The following is a 19,727-nucleotide window of genomic DNA, read 5'->3' as shown; positions in this document are numbered from 1 at the left end:
GGGGTCCCGATATGGCAAAGCTGATTCTCACGAATGAGGTCGCCGGGCTCGGAAGTGCCGGTGACGTGATCGAGGTCAAGAACGGGTACGCCCGCAACTACCTCATCCCCCAGGGCTTCGCAGTGGCATGGAGCCGCGGTGGCGAGAAGCAGGTGGCGTCCATCCGCGCCGCTCGCGAGTCGCGCGCGATCCACGACCACGAAGAGGCCGTGACCCTGAAGAACTCGCTGGAGTCGACCAAGGTGCGTCTGGCCGTCAAGGCCGGCGCCGAGGGTCGCCTGTTCGGTTCGGTCAAGACCGGTGACGTCGCTGACGCGGTCAAGGCCGCCGGGCTCGGCGAGCTGGACAAGCGCAAGATCCACATCACCTCCCCGATCAAGGCCGTGGGCGAGCACGAGGCGACGATCCGCCTCCGTGACGACCTCACCGCCGTGATCACGCTGCAGGTGGTTGCCGCCAAGTAAGCGGTAGCAACAGACGGATGCCGTGGACCTTCGGGTTCACGGCATCCGTTTTTTGCGCCCGTGGCGGGGTTTTTGCGTCGCTGATTCCACACCGAGGCTGTGTATAACCCCGCAACCGTCCCCAACCTTCAACATGCACTTCAACCACAAACTCATCCACAGGCTGTGGGAAGAAAAAGGCCAGATCAAACGGAGGATCAGTGTTCGCCCTCCACGTCATCCCGGGCGTTTTCCACAGGTGTTGTACACAGGCTAGGCGGCGTTTCGCGCAGGCTTTCCACAGAGTTATCCACAGGCTCAGTTGCGGGTGTCGGTGGCCATGCATAGCGTGAGTTCGTCCCACCCCGACATTCCCCCCAAACCCCACGGAGGTACGCGCGCGTGTCGATCGCTGATATCTCCGACGAACGTCTCGGCGGACGCCGTGAACACGAGCGCACCCCACCGCACGACATCCTCGCGGAGCAGAGTGCGCTGGGTGGAATGCTGCTGTCCAAGGATGCCGTCGCCGACGTCATCGAGACACTGCGCGGTGCCGACTTCTACGTCCCCAAGCACGAACTGATCTTCGAGGCCATCCTCAGCCTCTACTCGCACGGCGAGCCCACCGACGTCGTGGCGGTCACCGATGAGCTGATCAAGACCGGTGAGCTGCAGCGCGCCGGCGGCGCCGACTACCTGCACTCGCTCACCTCGATCGTGCCGACGGCGGCCAACGCCGGCTACTACGCATCCATCGTCTCCGAGCGGGCACTGCTGCGCCGCCTGGTCGAAGCCGGCACCCGCATCGTGCAGATGGGCTACTCCGGTCAGGGCGAGGCTGTCGAGCTGGTCAACAACGCGCAGGCCGAGATCTATGCCGTGACCGGCGCCGAGACCGGCGAGGACTACGTGCCACTCGAGATCGCCGTCACCTCGGCGATCGACGAGATCGAAGCCGCGCGAGGGCGCGACGGCTCGATGACCGGCATCCCCACGGGGTTCGCGCAGCTGGACGAGCTGACCAACGGGCTGCACGGCGGCCAGATGATCGTCGTGGCCGCCCGCCCCGCCATGGGTAAGTCCACGCTCGCGCTGGACTTCGCCCGGGCGGCGGCGATCAAGAACAACATGCCGACCATCGTCTTCTCCCTCGAGATGGGGCGCAGCGAGATCGCGATGCGCCTCATGAGCGCCGAGGGCGCGGTGCCGCTGCAGAACATGCGCAAGGGCACGCTGGACTCCCGCGACTGGACCACGATCGCGGCGACCCGCGGCCGCATCAACGACGCCCCGTTGTACATCGATGACAGCCCGAACATGACCCTCGTCGAGATCCGCGCGAAGTGCCGCCGGCTCAAGCAGCGCGTCGGGCTCAAGATGGTGATCATCGACTACCTGCAGCTGATGACCAGCGGCAAGAAGGTCGAATCCCGCCAGCAGGAGGTCAGCGAGTTCTCGCGTGCCCTCAAGCTGCTCGCGAAGGAACTGCAGGTCCCCGTGATCGCGCTGTCACAGCTGAACCGTGGATCCGAGCAGCGCACCGACAAGCGGCCGCAGGTGAGCGACCTTCGTGAGTCCGGCTCGATCGAGCAGGATGCCGACATGGTCATGCTGCTGCACCGCGACTCGGTCTACGACAAGGACACCCGACCCGGCGAGGCGGACCTGATCGTCGCAAAGCACCGTAACGGTCCCACCGCGACCATTGAGCTGGCGTTCCAGGGTCACTTCTCGCGCTTCACCGACATGGCGCCGGTGTAGGACTAGCGAATACGACCGAAAGCCCGCGGAATCCGCGGGCTTTCGTGGTTGCTCGGACTGACTGAGCCGTCAGGCGCGGTCGGCGCGGTTCGTGCCGTCGTCGTAGTCGATCTGTTCCTTGCGGACCTGCTCGGTGACCGTCTCCTCCTCGGTCACGGTTTCCGTTCCCAGGCGGACACGCTCGACCGGAACGGTCTCCTTGGCGATGACGGGCCGCTCCTCAGTGAGGACGACCTCGTGCTCTTCCTCGCTGATGGCTGGCCCGTCCATGGCATCCGAGACGTTGGCGTCGGTGATGGGTTCGCGTTCCAGCCGAACTTCCTCATGGCTCACGGGGACAGTGACGGTCTTCTCCTCGGTGACGACGTACTTCCGCAGCCGTGCGCGACCGGTCTGAACCTTCTCGGTGCCCACGCGGAGGCGCTCCTCGGACCGGGTCATCGCATCGTCGGTGGTCGGACCGGACGTGTCATACCCGGTGCTCGTGTCCACCGCCTCGTCACTGGCGTCACGGACGGTACCGGTGCCTTCAGCGGCGCCGGTGTTGCGGGAACCGTTGCCGTAGTAGACGTACAGCTCGTCTTCCTGCGCGTGCTCCAGCGCCCCGTCCGCGTCGATGCGCGGTGCGTTCTTGACGAACTCTTTCGCGTAGCTCACCCGGAGGTTCTCGCCCTCCTGGTTGGCGTCGTCGAGGGGCACGAAGGACCCCGAGGTGCCGAAGAAACCGGTGCGCACCGCCGCCCAGGTGGGCGCCCCGGTGTCGGTGTCGAGGTAGATCTGCTCGAGCGTGCCGATCTTCTCCCCGTCGGAGTCGATCACCGCTGCTCCCATGAGACCGCCGATGTTTTCTGTGCTGATCATGACTGTTTCCTATCGTTCGTTTGTTCGTACGTGTTGAGACCGGCGCGGGGCCCGCGACCGGGTCGTGTCACCGGGTTGTGGTGACCGGCACGGTAGTCGTGTCGGGGTCACGCTTGACGACGCTCCGCACGCCGAGCATCCCGCCGAGGGCCGCGATCACCGCGCCGAGCAGCAGGCCGGCGAAGCCCCACCACGAGGCGGCTTGAGCAGTCGCAGCGGCATCCTCCGCCGTCTGCTGCGCGTCCTGCAGCGCCTCATCGGTCTGCTCCTGCGCTTCTTCTTCGTCGACGTTGCTCTGCACGTCCTCGACGACCTGGGTGACGTCGGTCCCTGATAGTGCCTGGGTGGCGGAGCTGACGACGCCGCCGAGCAGGCTGGCGCTGAGCCACACAGTCAGGGCGAGAGCGACCACCAGGGACGTCGCCCAGGTCAAGAATCCGTGCAGCAGCCCGCTGCGCACGGCCAGTGCGCCGGCGACGAAACCTGCCGCGGCAAGAGCGATCACCAGGGCGATGACGCTCCAGATGGTCGCCCCGATGCCCGAGCCGCCCAGGCCGATGCCGGCGGTGACGAGCGAGAGCAGGATGGTGACGGCCAGAAAGGTCACCACCCCGGCGATGATGGACCCCCACGACACGTTCGCCGTGCGGCCGCCCCGTTCGGTGCCGATCAGCGACTCCTTCGCGGCGTCGTCATTGTGGTCCGTGATGATCGGGCGCGCGGCGGCGCTGTCGGGGTTGTGAGTGTGATTGTTTGCCATTGTGTCGATCCCTTGGGTCGGGGCGTCGGAGCCGCACGTGTCGAAACGTGCGGTCCGGCCACCTGCCCGCTTACACCGTAAGCAAGCTAGCGTGACAGTACAGCCCCGGGACTGACTTGGCGAGGGGGGTTGCGTGCGATGGGAGGGAAGGTGCCATGAGCGTCCGGGTGACGAAGAAGCCGACGGGTACGCAGTCCCGTCGCCTGAGCCGGGCCCTGATCATCGAGACCGCGCTTGCCCAAATCGACCGGCGTGGTGCGCAGGGGCTGTCGATGCGCTCCTTGGCGCAGGAGCTCGGTGTTGAGGCGATGTCGCTGTACCGGCACGTACACGGGCGAGAGGATCTGCTGGAGGGGGTGGTGGCGCTGCTGATGGAGAACCTGACCTCGGATCTTGACGATGAGCTCGCCGAACACTGGCAGGGGTTCCTGCAAACCGTCGCCCACCACGTCCGCCAGATCGCGATTGATCATCCGCTCGCGTTTCCGCTGGTCGCCACCCGGCACCCGGCAGCCCCCTGGCTGCGCCCCCCGCTTCGCAGCGTCGAAGTGGTCGACACGTTCCTCGGCACCCTCATCGGGCACGGGTTCACCGACCAGCAGGCCGTGGATGCCTACCGGTCCTTCAGTAGCTTCCTGCTCGGCCAACTGCTCCTGGAATCAGCCGTGCGCGGCGCGGAAACCGGCCCGGTCGAAGAACCTCTCGACGAAGGCGACGCCACCATCCCCGAAGGCGACGGGCAGGTCAGTCTGGAGGCCGCACCCGAAGTGAAACGCCTCCGAACCCTCCTCAGCGAAGACCGCAGCGACGAGGAATTCGAAGTCTCACTCGAGGCACTGCTGGACCGGTTGAATCGCGAGCTGACCCAGTAACGAGCAAGCCCTGCCGGCGATGTGGAAGTCAGCGTGGATCAGGTGCCGGTCGCAGCACACCGTCGCGTCAGTCGAAAATCGCCACTGATTCCGACAGCCGAGTCACTTCCTCAGAGGTGAGTTCCAGGTCGGCGGCTTTCGCGGAGTCCGTGATGGATGCCGCACGCCGCGCACCGGGGATCGGGATGACGTGCGGGTCGAGGGCGAGTTCCCACGCCAGCACGGCCTGCTGTGGGCTGACCCCGTGCGCATCGCCGACTTCACGGAAGGCCGAGAACCGGTCGCCCACGCTGCTGGCACCGCCGCCGGTACCGCCGAGAGGACTCCACGGCAGGAAGGTGATGTCGTGAGCGGCGCAGAAGCGCAATTCGTCTATGCTTCCCGGATGCTTCGGCGAGAACTCGTTCTGGACGCTGGCGAGGTTGCCTTCGCCGAGCACGTCGAGAGCGATCTGGATCTCTTCGACACTCGCGTTCGAGATGCCGATCGCGCGGACGAGACCGCCGTCGTGCAACGACTTCAGTCCCTTCATGATGTCGGCGTAGACACGGGTGCGGTCGGGACGGTGGTACTGGTACAGGTCGAGCTGATCGACGCCGAGGATCTCAAGTGACTTCTCCGCGGCCGAGCGCAGGTACGCCTCCGACCCGTCGCGTCCCTTGGCTCCGCCTTCCCCGAGCGTGATGCCGCCCTTGGTCGCGACGAAGATGTCCGACGAATCCCCGTCCCATGTCCGCAGCGCCTCGGCGACGATGCGCTCGTTGTGTCCCATCTCCTCGCCGTCGGGGGCGTAGATGTCGGCCGTGTCGATGAGCGTCACGCCCGCGTCGAGCGCGGCGTGCACGGTTGCCACGGCATCCTCGAATGACGGGTACTGCTTGTCGTTGTTCATCGACAGCGGCATGGCGCCCAGGCCGATCGCCGAAACCTGTCGTCCTGCCAGAGTGCGCTGCTTCATTGCTTCTCCTCGTCGCGTCCTTTCAAGACTGCCAGGCGCGGCCGCGCGCGTAGGGGGAACTGGACATTCTGCGGGACATTTCCAGGATGTCGCCGTGGACCGCGTGATCGTCATGGGGAGCGTACTCCTGCCGGGTTCTCATTCAGCTCGTCGAGCGCGGTGCGCCCTCCGCCGCGGCGTCGTTGAGGCTCTGGGCGATCGGAGGGACCTTGCGCTCGCCGCGCTCGTTCGACGACCTTCCAGACCAACGGGAGAATAGTTTGTAGTTAATCCTTGTATTCATTAGGACAGTTATATAAGTTAACGAGCGCTGGCTTTCCAAAGGAGGAAACGTGATCGGCAATCGCCGACGTTGCGCGAACGGCCTCCGGGCGATCGTTCCCCAGCTCGTGGACGCTATCGCAGCGAAACCCCGGACTTCGGCCCCGCAGCTGCAGCGATGGATGGATCAGGACGCCGCGCAGGTCGTCGAGGCCGCGGCAAGTGCCCCGTCCGGGCGTAGCCCGATCCACGCCGCCCGACTCCCCTCGTCTGCGTTGTTGCCGCGATCGAGGCGGTCTACCGACGAGGCGGGACCACCGTGCTCCACGTCGTGGTGGACCCCGACGGGTGCACCGTCACAGCGAATTACCGGTCCATGAGAAACCACCGCCCGCAGGGCGGGAATCAAACAGTCAGGAGAGTGTGATGGGGAAAAGAGCACGGAATCTCGTCGTGGGGTCGGCGCTGGCGGCGACGCTCGCTTTGACGGCGTGCGGCGGCGGGGATGCGACCGGGGAACCGGCGGATTCGGCGGTCTCCGATGAGCCGATCAAGATCATGGTGACCGAGACGCTGTCGAGCCCGACGATGTCCTTCGCGCAGTCGGCGGCCGGTGCGCAGGCGGCCGCCGCGGAGATCAACGCCGCGGGCGGTGTCGACGGTCGCAAGATCGAGGTCATCGAATGCAACGACGAGTTCAACCCGAACAAGGCCGCGGCATGTGTGCAGGCAGGAGCGGACGAGGGCGTCGTGGCCTTCGTCGGAGCCCTGAACATGTTCACGCCCCAGCTGTGGCCCGCCATCGAAGGCGCGGGGATTCCATTCCTCGCGCTGTCGGGCAACTCGCCCGATCAGACGCAGAACCCCCTGTCCTACCCGCTCACCTCGGGTCTTGCCGGACTCCATCTCGCCGCGGGCCGCATCGCCGTGGAAGAGGGCGGCGAGAGGGTCGCGATCATCAAGCCGGACAACGCCCAAGCCGATTACGTCGGCGACTTCGCCGAACGGGGGGTCGAAGCCGCAGGCGGCGAGGTCGCCGGTACGGTCCGGATCGATCTGGGCGCCCCTGACATGTCCGCAGCAGCGGCCCAGGTCGTCGCGCTCGGAGCCGATGGCGCCGTGTGTGCATGCAACCCGGGAGACGCACCGCGAATCCTCAAGAGCCTGCGCCAGCAGGGATATGAGGGCGTGTTCGCGACGTCCAACAGCAACTTCTACCCGGCGGACATCGAGGAGCTCGGTCCCCTCGCGGACAACCTGTACACCGTCGCCAACATCCGGCCGCCGAGCGATCCCGAGGCTGGGGAGTGGGTCTCGGCGCTGACTGAGCACGACCCTGAGGCCAAGCAGGATTCGGTCTCGGCAGCGACGTGGCTTGCCGTGCACATCATCGCGGACCTGGTCACGGGAATGGATTCCCCGACCGGGGCCAAGCTCATCGAGGCGCTGGACTCCGCGGGGTCCCTCGACACGCGAGGGCTCACGGGTGACACCGTCCTGACGTTCACTAAGCCGGGGCCGCTGGAGGGTGCAGAACGACTCACCGGAATGGGCGTCATGACCTTCGTGACGAAGGACGGCGTTCGCGAGGAATTCTCTGACGGATTCGTCGACGCGACAAAGTGACTCGAAGATGACGACCGCAGACAACAACGTGCTGCCGGAGGGGCTCCCCGCGCGGGAGCCCCTCCGGGCGGCGGTTCTGGAGGCGAAGAGCCTCTCAGCCGGCTACGGCGATCTGGCCGTGATGCGGGATCTGAACCTGACGATCGCTCCGGGGCAGATCGTCGCCCTGCTCGGACCCAACGGGGCAGGGAAAAGCACTCTGTTGCGCACACTGGCCGGACTGCTCAAGCCGTTGTCCGGCGAGGTGTGGTTCGACGGTCAAGTGGCCAAGGGTCCGCTGCATCGACGGGCACGGGCGGGCCTCGCCTACATCGCCGACGATCGGTCGCTGATCCCGGATCTCACCGTCCGGGACAATCTCCGCCTCGCGAAGGTCGACGTGAATGAGGTTATTGCTGAGGCGCCGGTCCTCGGCCGCCTCATCAATCGGCGTGCCGGGCTTCTCTCCGGCGGCGAGCAGCAGTTGCTCAGCGTCGTCCGAGCGCTCAGTCGCAAGCCCAAGATCCTGCTGGTGGACGAGCTCTCGCAAGGACTGTCACCGCTTGCGGTCGAGGAGGTCTGGGCACTTCTGCGCACCACGGCGATGCGGGGTACGGCCGTCTTGGCCGTCGAACAAGTCATCGGGCGCGCCCTCGACCTGTCTCACAGATTCGTCGTACTCCGTCAGGGGACGCTCGCCCTGGAAGGCGACTCCCTCGACTACCGAGACAAGCTCGCCGAGATCGAACGTCTGCACGTCGTCGCGGCGAGCGGGAGGTAACCCATGGACTTCTTGATCTACGCCGTCCTCGGGCTGGGGAGTGGGGCGATCTACGGCCTTCTGGCCCAGGGCATCGTCGCCATCTATCGAAGCTCCGGCGTGCTGAACCTGGCCCACGGCGCCATCGCAATGGCCAGCGCGTACCTCTTCGTCGACCTGCATGTGGACCGCGGGATCCCCGCACCGCTGGCGATCACCATCGTGGTGGTGGTGGCGGCGCTCTTCGGGGTGCTCGTGCAGGGTGCGGTCATGAGTCCGATGCGGACCGGGTCGACCATGACGCGCGTCTGCGCGACGCTCGGCCTCCTCATCACCCTGCAGGCCGCAGTCTCCCTGGTCTACGGGTCGGACGACCGTCTGGTCTCGAGCTATCTCCCGGCTGATTCGATTCAGCTGTGGGACGGGGCGGCAATCGGTGCCGACCGCCTGATCGTGCTGGGCATCGGCGTGGTGGTCACGGTGTCGCTGTGGTGCGTCTACAAGTTCACCCAGTTCGGTCGGCTGACCACCGGGGTCTGGCAGAACGCCGACGCCGTGGCGGCCCTGGGCGGTTCGCCGCGTCTCGTCGCCACCGGCAACTGGGCACTGGGTGCCGGGCTCGCGGGCCTGTGCGGCTGCCTCATCGTCCCGATCTCCGGACTCCAGATCGGCAACCTCTCGATGCTGATCGTTCCCGCGCTGGCAGCCTCGATTGCCGGACGGTTCTCCTCCTTTCCGAGCGCATTCATCGCCGGGTTGATCCTCGGATCGCTGTCCTCCGTCGTCAGCAGTTACACGTCCATCCCCGGACTCGCCAACGCGGTTCCGTTCGTCGCGATCATCGTGCTTCTGGTCGTGCGGGGCAGGAGCCTCCCGGTCCGGGGTGATCTGAACGAACGGCTGCCGTCGGTAGGGAACGCCCGGTTCGGACGCACCGGCATCACCATGGTCGCCGTTGTCCTCCTGGGTGCAGCAATGCTGGGACCGACGGCGTGGGTGGGACCGATCACCACGACGGCTCTCGTGATCCTGATCGCGATGTCGATCATCGTCATCACGGGGTACACCGGTCAGTTCAACCTCGCGCCGTACGCGTTCGCAGGCGTATCGGCCCTTCTGGGCGCGTACATCGCCAACTCGTGGGGTTGGTCGCTGATCCCCTCGATGCTCGCGGGGGCTGCACTGGCGGTGCCGGTCGGTCTCCTCGTCGCCATTCCGGCGATCCGTGCGCGCGGGGCAAATCTCGCTGTCATCACCCTGGCATTGGGGGCCGTCGCCGAGTCTCTGATCTTCAACAACAACAACCTCAACGGGGGCATCGCCGGCATCTCCACGGGCGAACCGTCCATCTTCGGTTGGCCTATCTCCACCGTCGTCGATCCCACGCGCTACGCAACCGTGGTGCTGGTAGTCGTCGTGCTCGTCGGGTTCTTGTTGGTGCACATCCGGCGCGGACCGTCGGGGAGGCGTCTTCTCGCCGTGCGCGACAATGAACGCGCCGCGGCTTCCGTCGGCATCGGCGTCTCGGCGACGAAGATCTTCGCCTTCTCGCTGGCGGCATTCATCGCTGGCCTCTACGGGGTGCTCGCGACGCAACGCACGGGAATCGCCACTTTCGGTGAGTTCAGCGCCTTCGGGTCGTTGGTGCTGGTCGGAACGGTAATCCTCGCCGGCGTCGGCTCGATCGGCGGCGCCGCGATGGCGGGCATCATCGCCAGTGGCGGCATCATCTACACGTGGGCCGGGTTCCTCGGCATCGACGAGGTCCTTCCCCTGATCAGCGGACTGATGCTGACTCTGACGCTCGTGCTGCAGCCCAGCGGCATCATTCCGAGCATCACTGAATCGGTGGGTGCACTCGGGCGCCGGCTGCGCCCCCGGCAGCGTCAACCGGCGGCCCTGCCGCCCGCGGACACGACGGCGCCGGTGCGCGTCAGTCCTCGGACCCTTCGGGTCGAGGGGCTCTGCGTCGAGTTCGGGACGGTCAAAGCAGTCAACGAGCTCTCCCTGACCGTCGAGCCCGGTGAGATCCTCGGTCTGATCGGCCCCAACGGCGCCGGGAAGACCGCCGCACTGGACGCCGTGACCGGTTTCATCCCCAGCAGGGGAACGGTGTCCCTCGGGGGTGTGGACCTGTCGAAACAGCCTCCGCACCGACGCGCGATCGCGGGCGTGGGGCGGTCCTTCCAGGGGATCGAACTGTTTGACGACCTCACGATTGGCGAGAACGTCATCGTTGGGAACGAGAGCGGCGGGATCGGTGCCCACCTGCGCGATCTGGTCACTCCCGCGCACAGTCGGATGTCTCCGTCCGCGCGGGCAGCGATCGAGCTGTTCAAACTCGAGCCCTACCTGGACGACAAGCCCAGCGAAGTGCCGTTCAGCATCCGCCGTCTGGCCGGAATCGCTCGAGCGGTGGCAAGCTCACCGTCGGTGGTACTGCTGGACGAGCCGGCTGCCGGCTTGGATGCCAATGAGGTGAGCGAACTCACGAGCCTGCTGCGGCTGCTCGCCGAACAGTGGGGCATGGCCATCATCCTCGTGGAGCATCACATCGACATGGTCGTGGCCGCCTGCGATCGGGTGCAGGTGATGGTGCTCGGGCGCACGCTGGTGACGGGCACGGGGCAGGAGATTGAGAACGACGAACGGGTGAAGGCGGCCTACTTGGGTGGCCAGCCCGTGATGGAGGACGGCGCGTGACTCGCGCCCGAAAAGAATGGAGACGCCATGGCTCTGGCCGCACTTGTCACGATGACACCTCAGCCGGGACGCCGCGCTGAACTCGAAGCGAAGCTCGGGGAGGTGCTGAACGAGGTCCGGAAGGAGCCCGGTAACCTCCTGGCTCTGGTGCTCCGGGACCCGAAGAACCCCGACAAGGTCTACGAGTTCGCGGTGTTTCAGGATGAGGCGGCGATCGAGGCGCATCAGCGGGCCGAGCACGCGGTGCAGTCCACTCCGATCATGAAAGCACTCCAGCAGTGGCCGTACGCGGTGCAGAGGTTCGAAACCGTCGATTGGATCGACGAGGTCGACCGGTGATCGCCCGGCCGGGGCGTCTGCGGTGACGGGGGCGCCGGCCGTCTTCTGATCGATGGGACGCGAACCCGGTGCCCGGTCTCGGCGAGCCGGGACGCGACGGCCGACCCGACGGGCCCGGCACGTGCGCTCGCCGACGCGCACGCACTCGTCCTGGGTGCCGACGGCGACAGCATCCGCATGGCGCACCCGTTCACGGCCACACACCGCGACCAGAATCAGTAGTTGCTCGACAGCGTGGGACTGACCGGGCCGTTCTGGCGGCTCCCCGGCGGCTGAGAAAGCCCCGGTCGGTGGGGGGCAGCAGGATACTAGACCCGCCGCCGGAGCGCGAGAGGGATCCGCCCGGAGGCTCAGAAGCGCAGGCTGAAGGTACGAATCCACTTTGGAGGCACTATGTACTTTCACGTTCAGCAATTGATCAACGAGATCGAGCAGGACGAGCCGGATCCCGCCGCCGCGAACGCGCTGCAGGAGGGCCTGGGCGGGCAGTTCGGTGAGATGCGCACGATGATGCAGTACCTCTTCCAGAGCATCAACTTCCGTGGTCCGTCGGCGAAGCCCTACAAGGACCTCATCCAGGGCATCGGCACCGAGGAGATCAGCCACGTCGAGCTGATCGGCACGACCATCTCCCGCCTGCTCGACGGATCGCCCGGGTACAAGGGCAAGCCCACCGATCCCGTCGACGCACCCGGTGCGGGCGGAGCGACGCCGTTGCAGATCGCCACGCACGAGAGCAACATCCACCACTACCTCGTCGGCGCGCAGGGCGCGCAGCCGGTGGATGCCGCAGGCAACCCGTGGCTGGGCAGCTACGTCTACAACTCGGGCAACCTCGTGCTCGACCTGCTCTACAACCTCATGCTCGAGTCGACCGGTCGCCTGCAGAAGTGCCGCCTGTACGAGATGACCTCCAACAAGACGGCCCGCAGCACGATCTCCTACCTGATCGTCCGCGACCAGGCGCACGAGAACGCGTTCGCCCGGGCGTTGGAGACCCTCGGCGTCAACTGGCGCACCGCCTTGCCCATCCCCAAGACCAACGCGGAGAAGTTCCCCGAGGTCGCGCGGCTGCTCGACATGGGCCTGCAGAGCAAGCAGTACTCCTTCGACCTCACCAACCTGTCCGAGGCGGGGAAGATCTTCCAGGGGCTGTCGCCCTCCAAGGACGGCACCCAGCTCGATGCCAGCGAGCAGGCGCCGGCCGGCGTGCCGATGACGATCGCCCCCGAACGCCCCGAAGAATTCTCGCCTGGCGCCGACGCCGACCTGCGGGAGCTCATCGAGGCGACCGCCGCGATGGAGATGAAGGACATCGATCGCACGTTCGGTGAGATGAAGTAACCAGCCGTTGATTCGGCGGGGTCGCGAGGAGTCCTCTCCCCGCGGCCCCGTCTTGGTTCAGCCGACGGTCGACCGCCGGGCCGAGAGAACCGTATCCAGCGAGTCGAAGGCGCGCTGCCAGCCGACCGTCGTGCCCTCGTATTGCTCGGGCGAGAGGTGACCGCCGGTCTGGCTGAACGTCATCTCGGTGCCGCCGTCGACGGCGGTGAGGGTCACGGTGAGAAGCTCCCGCGCATCGCCAGGTTCGTCGGTCATGGTCATCACGAGCTTGTTCGGTCGGTCGACCTCGAGGTACTCGCCGCGCCAGTGGAAGTCGGGCATGCCGTGGCCGAGGATCATGGTGGCCTTCCAGGTACCGCCCGGACGCACATCCAGCGACACGGAGTCGAGGGGGACTTCGATGTCACTGCCGCCCCACCAGACGACGAACGATGCCGGGGTCACCCACGCATCGAAGACGGCCTCGGGTGGTGCTGCGAACGTACGCGTGACTGTGGAGCCGGTTGGGTCAGTCATCGGTCGTGCCCTTCTGTTGTTCCTGTTCCTGTGTGAGGTGCTGATCCAGAGCATCGAAACTGCGATCCCAGAACCGGCGGTAGCCGTCGATCCACTCGGCGGCGGGGGCGAGGGTGGCGGCGTTCAATCGCGCCGGGCGCCACCGAGCCTCGCGTCCGCGAGAGATCAATCCGGCTTTTTCGAGCACCTGAAGGTGCTTTGAGACGGCCGGCAGGCTCATTGCGAACGGTGCCGCAATGTCGTTGACCGTCGCTTCGCCACGTGAGAGCTTCGCGAGGATCGCGCGCCTGGTCGGATCGGCCAGTGCCGAGAAGGTCCTACTGAGTTCGTCGACCGCCATAGCGGCGAGATTAAACCAAAAGGTTAAGCGTGGATAGGGGTTCTGTGGTCGAATGCCGGCACCGGCGGTTGCCGAGCTGCGGGGATCTGCCGACGTGCGGACGGTTCGCGCCCACGCATCCGCATTCCGGCAGATCTCCGCATTCGGGCGGCGGGTGCCGCGCGGGCTCGGGGGCCGGAGATCTCGGGCGGTGGATGCCGCGACGCCGCGGGAGTCCGTCAGTCCTCGTCGATCGCGCGCACGGCGTGACGGTCGGCGATGAGCGTGTCGCGCACCCGGCGGCGCAGCACCTTGCCGATGAGTGAGGTCGGCAGCTCTTCCCACACCCGGTAGGCGCTGGGTCGCTTGAATTCGGCGAGATGGTCGCGGACGGTGGCGCGTGCGGCATCCTCGTCGAACGTCGCGCCCGGTTCGAGCACGACGACCGCAGTCACCACTTCGGCGCCGCCGCCGCGCGGGATGCCCACGACGGCCGACGCGGCGACGCCCGGCACGCTGTTGACGACCTTCTCCACCTCGCTCGGCGAGACGTTGAAGCCGCCGGTGATGATGATCTCCTTCTTGCGGTCGACCACCGTGACGAAGCCGTCCTCGTCCTGAGTGACGAGGTCCCCGGTGCGCAGCCACCCGCCCTCGAGCAGCGCCTGCGCGGTGTCCTCGGGACGGTTCCAGTAGCCCTGGAACACCTGCGGTCCCTTGATCAGCAGTTCGCCGGTCTCACCCTGCGCCACCTCGCGGGTCGGCTCGTTCTGATCGACCACGCGGATGTCCGTCGACGGGAAGGGGATGCCGATCGTGCCGATCTTGCGCGACTCGGTGAACGGGTTCGCAAGCGCGACGGGGCTGGTCTCGGTGAGGCCGTAGCCCTCGTTGAGCATGCTGCCGGCAAGCTCCTCCCACCGGTTGACGATGGCAGGCGTCAGCGTCATGGCGCCGGAGATCGCGTACACGACGCCCGACAGGTCGAGCTTTCCATCGCGGGCGACCCGCGTGAGCCGGTCGAACATGGGCGGCACCGCCGGAATGAACGTCGGCGGGAACTTCTCGGCGGCTGTGGCGACCAGTTCGGGGTCGAACGTCGGGAACAGCACCGCGTTGGACCCGGTCTCCACGGCGTAGATCACCGAGAGCAGTACCCCGAACGAGTGGAACATCGGCAGCAGCCCGTAGATGCGGCCGTCACCGTGGCTGAAGAGTGGCATCCACGCCGCGCCCTGACGCGCGTTGGCCCACAGATTGCCGTGGCTGATGATGGCGCCCTTGGGGGTGCCGGTGGTGCCGGAGGTGTACTGCAGGCACGCGATGTCGGTGACCGACGGACGGGGAACGGATGCCGGCAGCGGCGCGGAGCCCTCCAGCCGAGTGAAGGGAATGGTCCCGGGGGCGGGTGCGGTGAGCTTCGCGCGCGAGGTCCGAGCTTTCTCGATCGGCAGACGCAGCGCCAGGCGCGTCTTCCACGGCATCGCGCGGGTGATGTCGACCGAGATGATGGTGCGGATGCCGAGATCGGCCGGCAGGGACTGGATGACCGGTGCCATCTTGTCCCACGTGATCACATGCGTGGCGCCGTGGTCGCGGAACTGCACCTCCAGCTCATCCCGGGTGTAGAGCGGGTTGTGCTCCACCACGATCGCCCCGAGCCGCAGCACGGCGTAGAACGCCTCAAGATGCTGGGGGGCGTTGGGCAGCACCAGGGCGACACGGTCGCCGGCGCCCACGCCCAGTTCGGCCAAGCCGTTGGCCACACGGGAGACCCGGTCGGCGAGTTCGCGGTACGTCAGCGAGGCGCCGAAGAAGGTGACCGCGGGGCGGTCGGCGTACTGGGCGGCCCGTTCGTCCAGCAGGTCGACGAGGGAGCCCGTCGGCGGCTCGATGTCGACGGGAGTCCCCTCGGCATAGAAGCGGTTCCAGGCCCGAGAGTCGTTCATCAGCACCTGTCCAGAGTACGGCGCTGCACGCGCGGTGGTCGGTCTGTCGCCGACCACCCCCGAACGCAGCCGAATCAGGGTTGGATGGTCGCAGACGCGACGGGCTTGCCGTGCGACGACGCGAGAGGACGACGCCGTGGATCTTGAGCGGGTGTTGCCGGAACTGCGCAGGCCCATGAAGCTGGCGCAGCTGTCCGCGCCACGTTGGCTCACCCGCACCACCACGAGGATGATGCCGGTGCCGCGGTCGCCGGCGGTGCGGGTGCGATCGGTGCGGGCGGGGTCCGTGCGACTCCGGGTGTATGCGCCGGCGGCGGGCCGCAGCGGGGCGGCCCTGCTGTGGATGCACGGCGGCGGGATGCAGTTCGGCGACGCGAGACAGGACGAGTCGCTGTGCTTGTCGACCGCGTCACGGCTGGGAGTGGTCATCGTCTCGGCGAACTACCGCTTCGCCCCCGAACACCCATTCCCCGCAGCACATGACGACGTGCGCACCGGGTGGCTGTGGCTGCTGGATCACACCGCGCAGCTCGGCGTCGACCCCGACCGGATCGTCATCGGTGGCGAGAGCGCCGGGGGAGGGCTCGCTGCCGGTCTGGTGCAGCGCCTTCACGACGACGGCGGCACCCAGCCCTGCGGGCAATGGCTGTTCGCCCCCATGCTCGACGATCGACCGGCGGCGCGGCACGATCTGGATGCCGCGAACCACTTCGTCTGGAACAACAGGCAGAACAGGGAGGCGTGGACGGCTTACCTCGGTGCGCCTCCCGGCGGCGCCGGCGTCTCGTCGTACGCGGCTCCCGCCCGCCGAGTGGACTTCACCGGGCTGCCGCCGGCCTACATCGCCTGGGGCGACATCGAGCTGTTCGCCGCCGAGGACCGCGCCTACGCCGAGGCGCTGGAAGCGGCCGGGGTGCCGGTGACCACCGATGTCGTCGCGGGCGCCCCGCACGGCTTGGAGAACTGGGGCAAGAACACCGAACCCGCGAAACGCCTCATCGAGAGAGCGCAGGCATGGTTGCAGCACACGACCGCGGCGGCGTGACGCACCCGCGCGCCGATCGCGCGGGCGGCTTGTCCGCGTTCACCGCCGGCCTGGACGCGCAGTTCTCGCGGGTGGATCAGTTCATGGACACTGCCGACCCTGCCGCCGCGCGGCGCGGCGCCCGCATCGTCACGGAATTCCTGCGCCCGCGCGTCCCGCAGTTGCGGGAGCAAGCCGGCTTGCCCGCCGGTCGGGGAACCGCGGCTCGGGGGAGGGGTCTCGCCGCCGCCGACCACGCGCTTGCCGCCGACGTCGACCTGCCGGTCTATTGCTATTGGAACTCCGGGATGGCTGCCGCCCCCGAGCTCGTGCGCGCCTGCATGCTCCAGCTGCGCGAGCATCACCCCGCAGCGCAGTTCCTCGATGCGGCATCCGTGCGCGATCTCATCGACATCCCCGACCGGATCGCGGCGGTCCTCGAGACGGATCGCCCCGCACACTTCGCCGACTTCGTGCGGGTTGCTCTGCTGGAGCGGTACGGCGGGATCTGGGTGGATGCCACGTGCTGGGTGCCGCACCGGCTGGAGCGCGTCATCCTCCCGTTTTTGGATGCCGGCGTCGTCTACCCGCGCTGGACGACAGGGCAGATCGGTAACTGGTTCATCGCCGCCGTTCCCGGATCGCTCGTCATCACGTTGCAGCGCATCGCGCTGGAGATGTGGTGGACCGAGCGATCCGACCTCCCGGACTACTTCCTCTATCACCGCATCTTCGAGGCCCTGCACTCGCTGGTCCCGGAGTTCCGCGGGGAGTGGTCGGAGGCGTCGTTCCTCTCCAGTGCGGCGAGCCATCTGCTGCAGTTGAGCATGATGCAGCCGTGGTTCCCCGCGCTGGGCGAGCTGATCGACGGGCTGTCGATCGTGCAGAAGCTCAGCTACAAGTACGACCCGGCAAGCGTGCCGGAGGGGTCAGTGCTCACTCACCTGCTGCAGACGCACTCGCTGTAGCGGGTCGGGTGCGCGGGGTCGGGTGGGTGGATGCCGCCGCCGTCCTTCCTCCCCAGTCGGGATCTCGGCGAGTTGTCCACAACCCCTGGTCAGAGGTTGTTTCGCGGCCCGCCGATGTCGGAGGGGGTCGGCAGAATTGACGACATGACCACCTCCCCGGCCTTCACCCGGATCGATACCCGATCCCGGAGTTCGGTGATGGCCGATGCGGAGAAGGCCCGCCGGAAGGCGGGTGCGGCTGCCGCTGATGAGCTGCAGTTGATGGCGCGGGCGGAGGTGATCGCGGCGGAGCAGACCGCCCGGATCCCGTCCAGTGCCGGCCGGGAGCGGGAGATGCCGCGGCGGGAGATCGCGGCGGAGCTCGCGGCGACGCTGCACGTGTCGGAGCGGGGCATGGTCGACCGGATGCATGATGCCTGGGTGCTGGTGGAGCAGTTCCCGTCGACGGTGGCGGCCCTGCGGGCGGGGCGGGTCGGTCGGGGCATGTGCGGCTGATCTTGGAGGCTGGGGTGCGGATCACGGACCTGGAGGTGCGGGCCCGGTTCGAACAGGCCGCGCTGGCGGTGTGTGAGATCGAGACGCCGGGGCGGGCCAAGCCGAGCATCGAGGTGATCGCGCAGAAGCTGCACCCCATCCCGCTGGACGAGCGGCACGCGGAGGCCGCCGCGGGACGGCGGGTGTGGGTGCGCGACCTGGATGACGGGATGGCGGAGATCACCGCCGCGCTGCCGGCACCGCTGGTCTACGCAATCCAGGACCGGCTGTCGCAGTACGCCTGCGAGATCACCGCCGCCCACCGCGAAGCCGCCAAGACCGCTGAGGCCGCCGACGGCACCGAGATCAATACCACCGCGGAGATCGTGGCGACCGACACCCGCACGATGGATCAGATCCGGGCGGACGTGTTCGCCGATCTGCTGCTGACCGGACACGCGACGGCGCCGATCTCGAACGGGAGCATCCCGGAGACGGCGGCGATCGTCGCGCAGGTGCAGATCATCGTCCCCGCCGACACGCTCACCGGCCGAGGCACCGACCCGGCGGAGCTGGTCGGGTACGGGCCGATCGATCCGGAGACCGCCCGACGCCTCGCGGCGACGGCGGAGGTGTGGGAGCGGGTGTTCACCTGCCCGGTCACCGGGGCGGTGGAAGAGGTCGACACGTATCGACCCTCGCGGGCGCAGCGAAGACACCTGGATGCGAGGGATGAGCACTGCCGGTTCCCGGGATGCCGCCGACCCGCACGCCGCTGCGACCACGACCACACGATCGACGCCGCCCGCGGCGGGCCGACCGCGCTGTGCAACCTGGCGAACCTGTGCACGAGGCATCATTCGATGAAGCACGCCACCGCGTGGACGGTCGTCCAGAAGGCGCACGGCATTCTGGAGTGGACCAGCCCCACCGGCCGGGTGTTCCCTGACATTCCCCCGCCGGGTCCTGGAATTCACCGCGCTCGCCGTCGCCGCGGCTGCCGAACCGGCACCGTTCTAGCGCCGCCCGCCCGTGCCGCAACCCGGCGTCGCCGACTCGGCGCTGGTGCTCGGCCCGGGCGCTGGTGCACGATGTCGTCACGCGATGGCCCGAGCGGACCTGCCGGAAGGAGCATTCCATGACGTCGTACGTGATCGTCCCGGGGATCGGCGGATCCGACGCCGAGCACTGGCAGAGTCGATGGGAAGCGCAGTGGGCGGGCCAGGGGGTGCGGATCCGGCCGTCGTCGTGGGACCTTCCCGACCTCGCCGACTGGCTCGCCGCGCTCGCCGCGGCACATCGCGAGGCATCCGCCCGCGATCCGCGGGTCGTGATCGTGGCGCACAGTCTCGGGTGCTGGGCGGCGGCAGCGTGGGCCGCGACGCAGCCGGGTGCGGCGGCGGCGATGCTGCTCGTGGCACCTCCCGATCCCCGTGGCCCGAGCTTTCCGCGCGAGGCCGCACCGTCGTTCAGCGGGGTGCAGCCGCGACCGCTCGGCGGACCGGTGATCGTCGTCGCGAGCTCGAACGACCCGTACGGTTCGCTGGACGCCGTCGCCCAGTTCGCCTCCGCATGGCACGCGTCGCTGCGCGAGGTCGGCGCGTGCGGACACCTCAACAGCGCCAGCCGGTTGGGGGACTGGCCGCAGGGGCGGGAGCTGCTGGTGGAGTTGGAGCACCTGCGTGCTGCAGCCTCACGGGAAATTTCCCTGCTCCCGGAGCCGCCGCTTCAGTAACCTGACCGTGGCGGAGAGGCGCGGCCGCTGAAGAGTGGCACTACGCGTTCACCAACACGCTCAGCCGCCGTC

The 19,727-nt window shown here is 67.6% G+C and carries 19 protein-coding genes; 13 read left to right on the top strand and 6 right to left on the bottom strand.

The features are described 5' to 3' along the window. Positions 1–11: 11 nt before the first annotated feature. On the top strand, positions 12–464 hold the full coding sequence (rplI, locus tag NQ151_RS11125) for a 50S ribosomal protein L9 (protein WP_257507256.1): 453 nt from the start codon (positions 12–14) through the stop codon (positions 462–464). A gap of 381 nt (positions 465–845) precedes the next feature. Further along, entirely contained in the window at positions 846–2,207 is a 1,362-nt protein-coding gene (dnaB, locus tag NQ151_RS11120; RefSeq protein WP_257528123.1) for a replicative DNA helicase, read from the top strand. Between the two features lie 69 nt (positions 2,208–2,276). On the opposite strand, the gene NQ151_RS11115 is transcribed toward dnaB, so the two are convergent. Both NQ151_RS11115 and NQ151_RS11110 read right to left on the bottom strand, forming a co-directional pair. Further along, positions 2,277–3,068: a DUF2382 domain-containing protein gene (locus tag NQ151_RS11115; RefSeq protein WP_257528122.1), complete on the bottom strand. Its 792-nt coding sequence runs from the start codon at positions 3,066–3,068 to the stop codon at positions 2,277–2,279. Between the two features lie 67 nt (positions 3,069–3,135). Continuing rightward, positions 3,136–3,828, bottom strand: a complete 693-nt coding sequence (locus tag NQ151_RS11110; RefSeq protein ID WP_257528121.1) for a hypothetical protein — start codon at positions 3,826–3,828, stop codon at positions 3,136–3,138. A 155-nt stretch (positions 3,829–3,983) separates the two neighbouring features. Between NQ151_RS11110 and NQ151_RS11105 the strand changes: the two genes are divergently transcribed. Further along, positions 3,984–4,700 (top strand): TetR/AcrR family transcriptional regulator, encoded by a 717-nt coding sequence (locus NQ151_RS11105; RefSeq protein ID WP_257528120.1) that lies wholly within the window; start codon positions 3,984–3,986, stop codon positions 4,698–4,700. Positions 4,701–4,767: 67 nt separating this feature from the next. Here the strand turns inward: NQ151_RS11105 and NQ151_RS11100 are convergent, their stop codons facing one another. Next, the gene (locus tag NQ151_RS11100; protein ID WP_257528119.1) at positions 4,768–5,658 is read right to left on the bottom strand and encodes an aldo/keto reductase; all 891 of its coding nucleotides are present in this window, start codon (positions 5,656–5,658) and stop codon (positions 4,768–4,770) included. Between the two features lie 687 nt (positions 5,659–6,345). Between NQ151_RS11100 and NQ151_RS11095 the strand changes: the two genes are divergently transcribed. The 5 genes from NQ151_RS11095 (at position 6,346) to NQ151_RS11075 (ending at position 12,670) form a co-directional block, all read left to right on the top strand. Next, positions 6,346–7,545: an ABC transporter substrate-binding protein gene (locus NQ151_RS11095; RefSeq protein ID WP_257528118.1), complete on the top strand. Its 1,200-nt coding sequence runs from the start codon at positions 6,346–6,348 to the stop codon at positions 7,543–7,545. 7 nt (positions 7,546–7,552) lie between these two features. After that, positions 7,553–8,305 carry an ABC transporter ATP-binding protein gene (locus NQ151_RS11090; RefSeq protein WP_257528117.1) on the top strand — a complete coding sequence of 251 codons (753 nt, stop codon included), beginning with the start codon at positions 7,553–7,555 and terminating at the stop codon, positions 8,303–8,305. A gap of 3 nt (positions 8,306–8,308) precedes the next feature. Continuing rightward, positions 8,309–10,987, top strand: coding sequence for an ABC transporter permease subunit (locus NQ151_RS11085; protein ID WP_257528116.1), 2,679 nt, complete (start codon positions 8,309–8,311; stop codon positions 10,985–10,987). A gap of 27 nt (positions 10,988–11,014) precedes the next feature. Beyond that, positions 11,015–11,326, top strand: a complete 312-nt coding sequence (locus tag NQ151_RS11080) for an antibiotic biosynthesis monooxygenase family protein (protein ID WP_257507265.1) — start codon at positions 11,015–11,017, stop codon at positions 11,324–11,326. 393 nt (positions 11,327–11,719) lie between these two features. Next, positions 11,720–12,670 carry a manganese catalase family protein gene (locus NQ151_RS11075; protein ID WP_257528115.1) on the top strand — a complete coding sequence of 317 codons (951 nt, stop codon included), beginning with the start codon at positions 11,720–11,722 and terminating at the stop codon, positions 12,668–12,670. Positions 12,671–12,727: 57 nt separating this feature from the next. On the opposite strand, the gene NQ151_RS11070 is transcribed toward NQ151_RS11075, so the two are convergent. The 3 genes from NQ151_RS11070 to NQ151_RS11060 form a co-directional block, all read right to left on the bottom strand. Further along, positions 12,728–13,186: an SRPBCC family protein gene (locus tag NQ151_RS11070; protein ID WP_257507267.1), complete on the bottom strand. Its 459-nt coding sequence runs from the start codon at positions 13,184–13,186 to the stop codon at positions 12,728–12,730. After that, the gene (locus NQ151_RS11065) at positions 13,179–13,526 is read right to left on the bottom strand and encodes an ArsR/SmtB family transcription factor (protein ID WP_257507268.1); all 348 of its coding nucleotides are present in this window, start codon (positions 13,524–13,526) and stop codon (positions 13,179–13,181) included. The genes NQ151_RS11070 and NQ151_RS11065 overlap by 8 nt, the downstream gene beginning before the upstream one ends. Before the next feature lie 218 nt (positions 13,527–13,744). After that, positions 13,745–15,454, bottom strand: a complete 1,710-nt coding sequence (locus tag NQ151_RS11060; protein ID WP_257528114.1) for an AMP-binding protein — start codon at positions 15,452–15,454, stop codon at positions 13,745–13,747. Between the two features lie 136 nt (positions 15,455–15,590). Here NQ151_RS11060 and NQ151_RS11055 point away from each other — a divergent pair, with 136 nt between their 5' ends. From NQ151_RS11055 to NQ151_RS11035, 5 genes are all read left to right on the top strand, one after another. Then, on the top strand, positions 15,591–16,499 hold the full coding sequence (locus NQ151_RS11055; RefSeq protein WP_257507270.1) for an alpha/beta hydrolase: 909 nt from the start codon (positions 15,591–15,593) through the stop codon (positions 16,497–16,499). Continuing rightward, entirely contained in the window at positions 16,469–17,446 is a 978-nt protein-coding gene (locus NQ151_RS11050; RefSeq protein ID WP_257528113.1) for a capsular polysaccharide synthesis protein, read from the top strand. Before NQ151_RS11055 ends, NQ151_RS11050 begins: the two co-directional genes overlap by 31 nt. Positions 17,447–17,590: 144 nt before the next feature. After that, entirely contained in the window at positions 17,591–17,941 is a 351-nt protein-coding gene (locus NQ151_RS16825; protein ID WP_257528112.1) for a DUF222 domain-containing protein, read from the top strand. 14 nt (positions 17,942–17,955) lie between these two features. Further along, complete coding sequence (locus NQ151_RS11040) at positions 17,956–19,062, top strand: HNH endonuclease signature motif containing protein (protein WP_257528111.1); 1,107 nt, start codon at positions 17,956–17,958, stop codon at positions 19,060–19,062. After that, on the top strand, positions 19,059–19,655 hold the full coding sequence (locus NQ151_RS11035) for an RBBP9/YdeN family alpha/beta hydrolase (protein ID WP_257528110.1): 597 nt from the start codon (positions 19,059–19,061) through the stop codon (positions 19,653–19,655). Before NQ151_RS11040 ends, NQ151_RS11035 begins: the two co-directional genes overlap by 4 nt. Positions 19,656–19,727: the final 72 nt, after the last annotated feature.

Source organism: Microbacterium sp. zg-YB36, assembly GCF_024623575.2.
GTDB lineage: Bacteria > Actinomycetota > Actinomycetes > Actinomycetales > Microbacteriaceae > Microbacterium.
The sequence above is the reverse complement of the archived record's forward strand: the minus strand, read 5'-3'. Positions and strand labels throughout refer to the sequence as shown.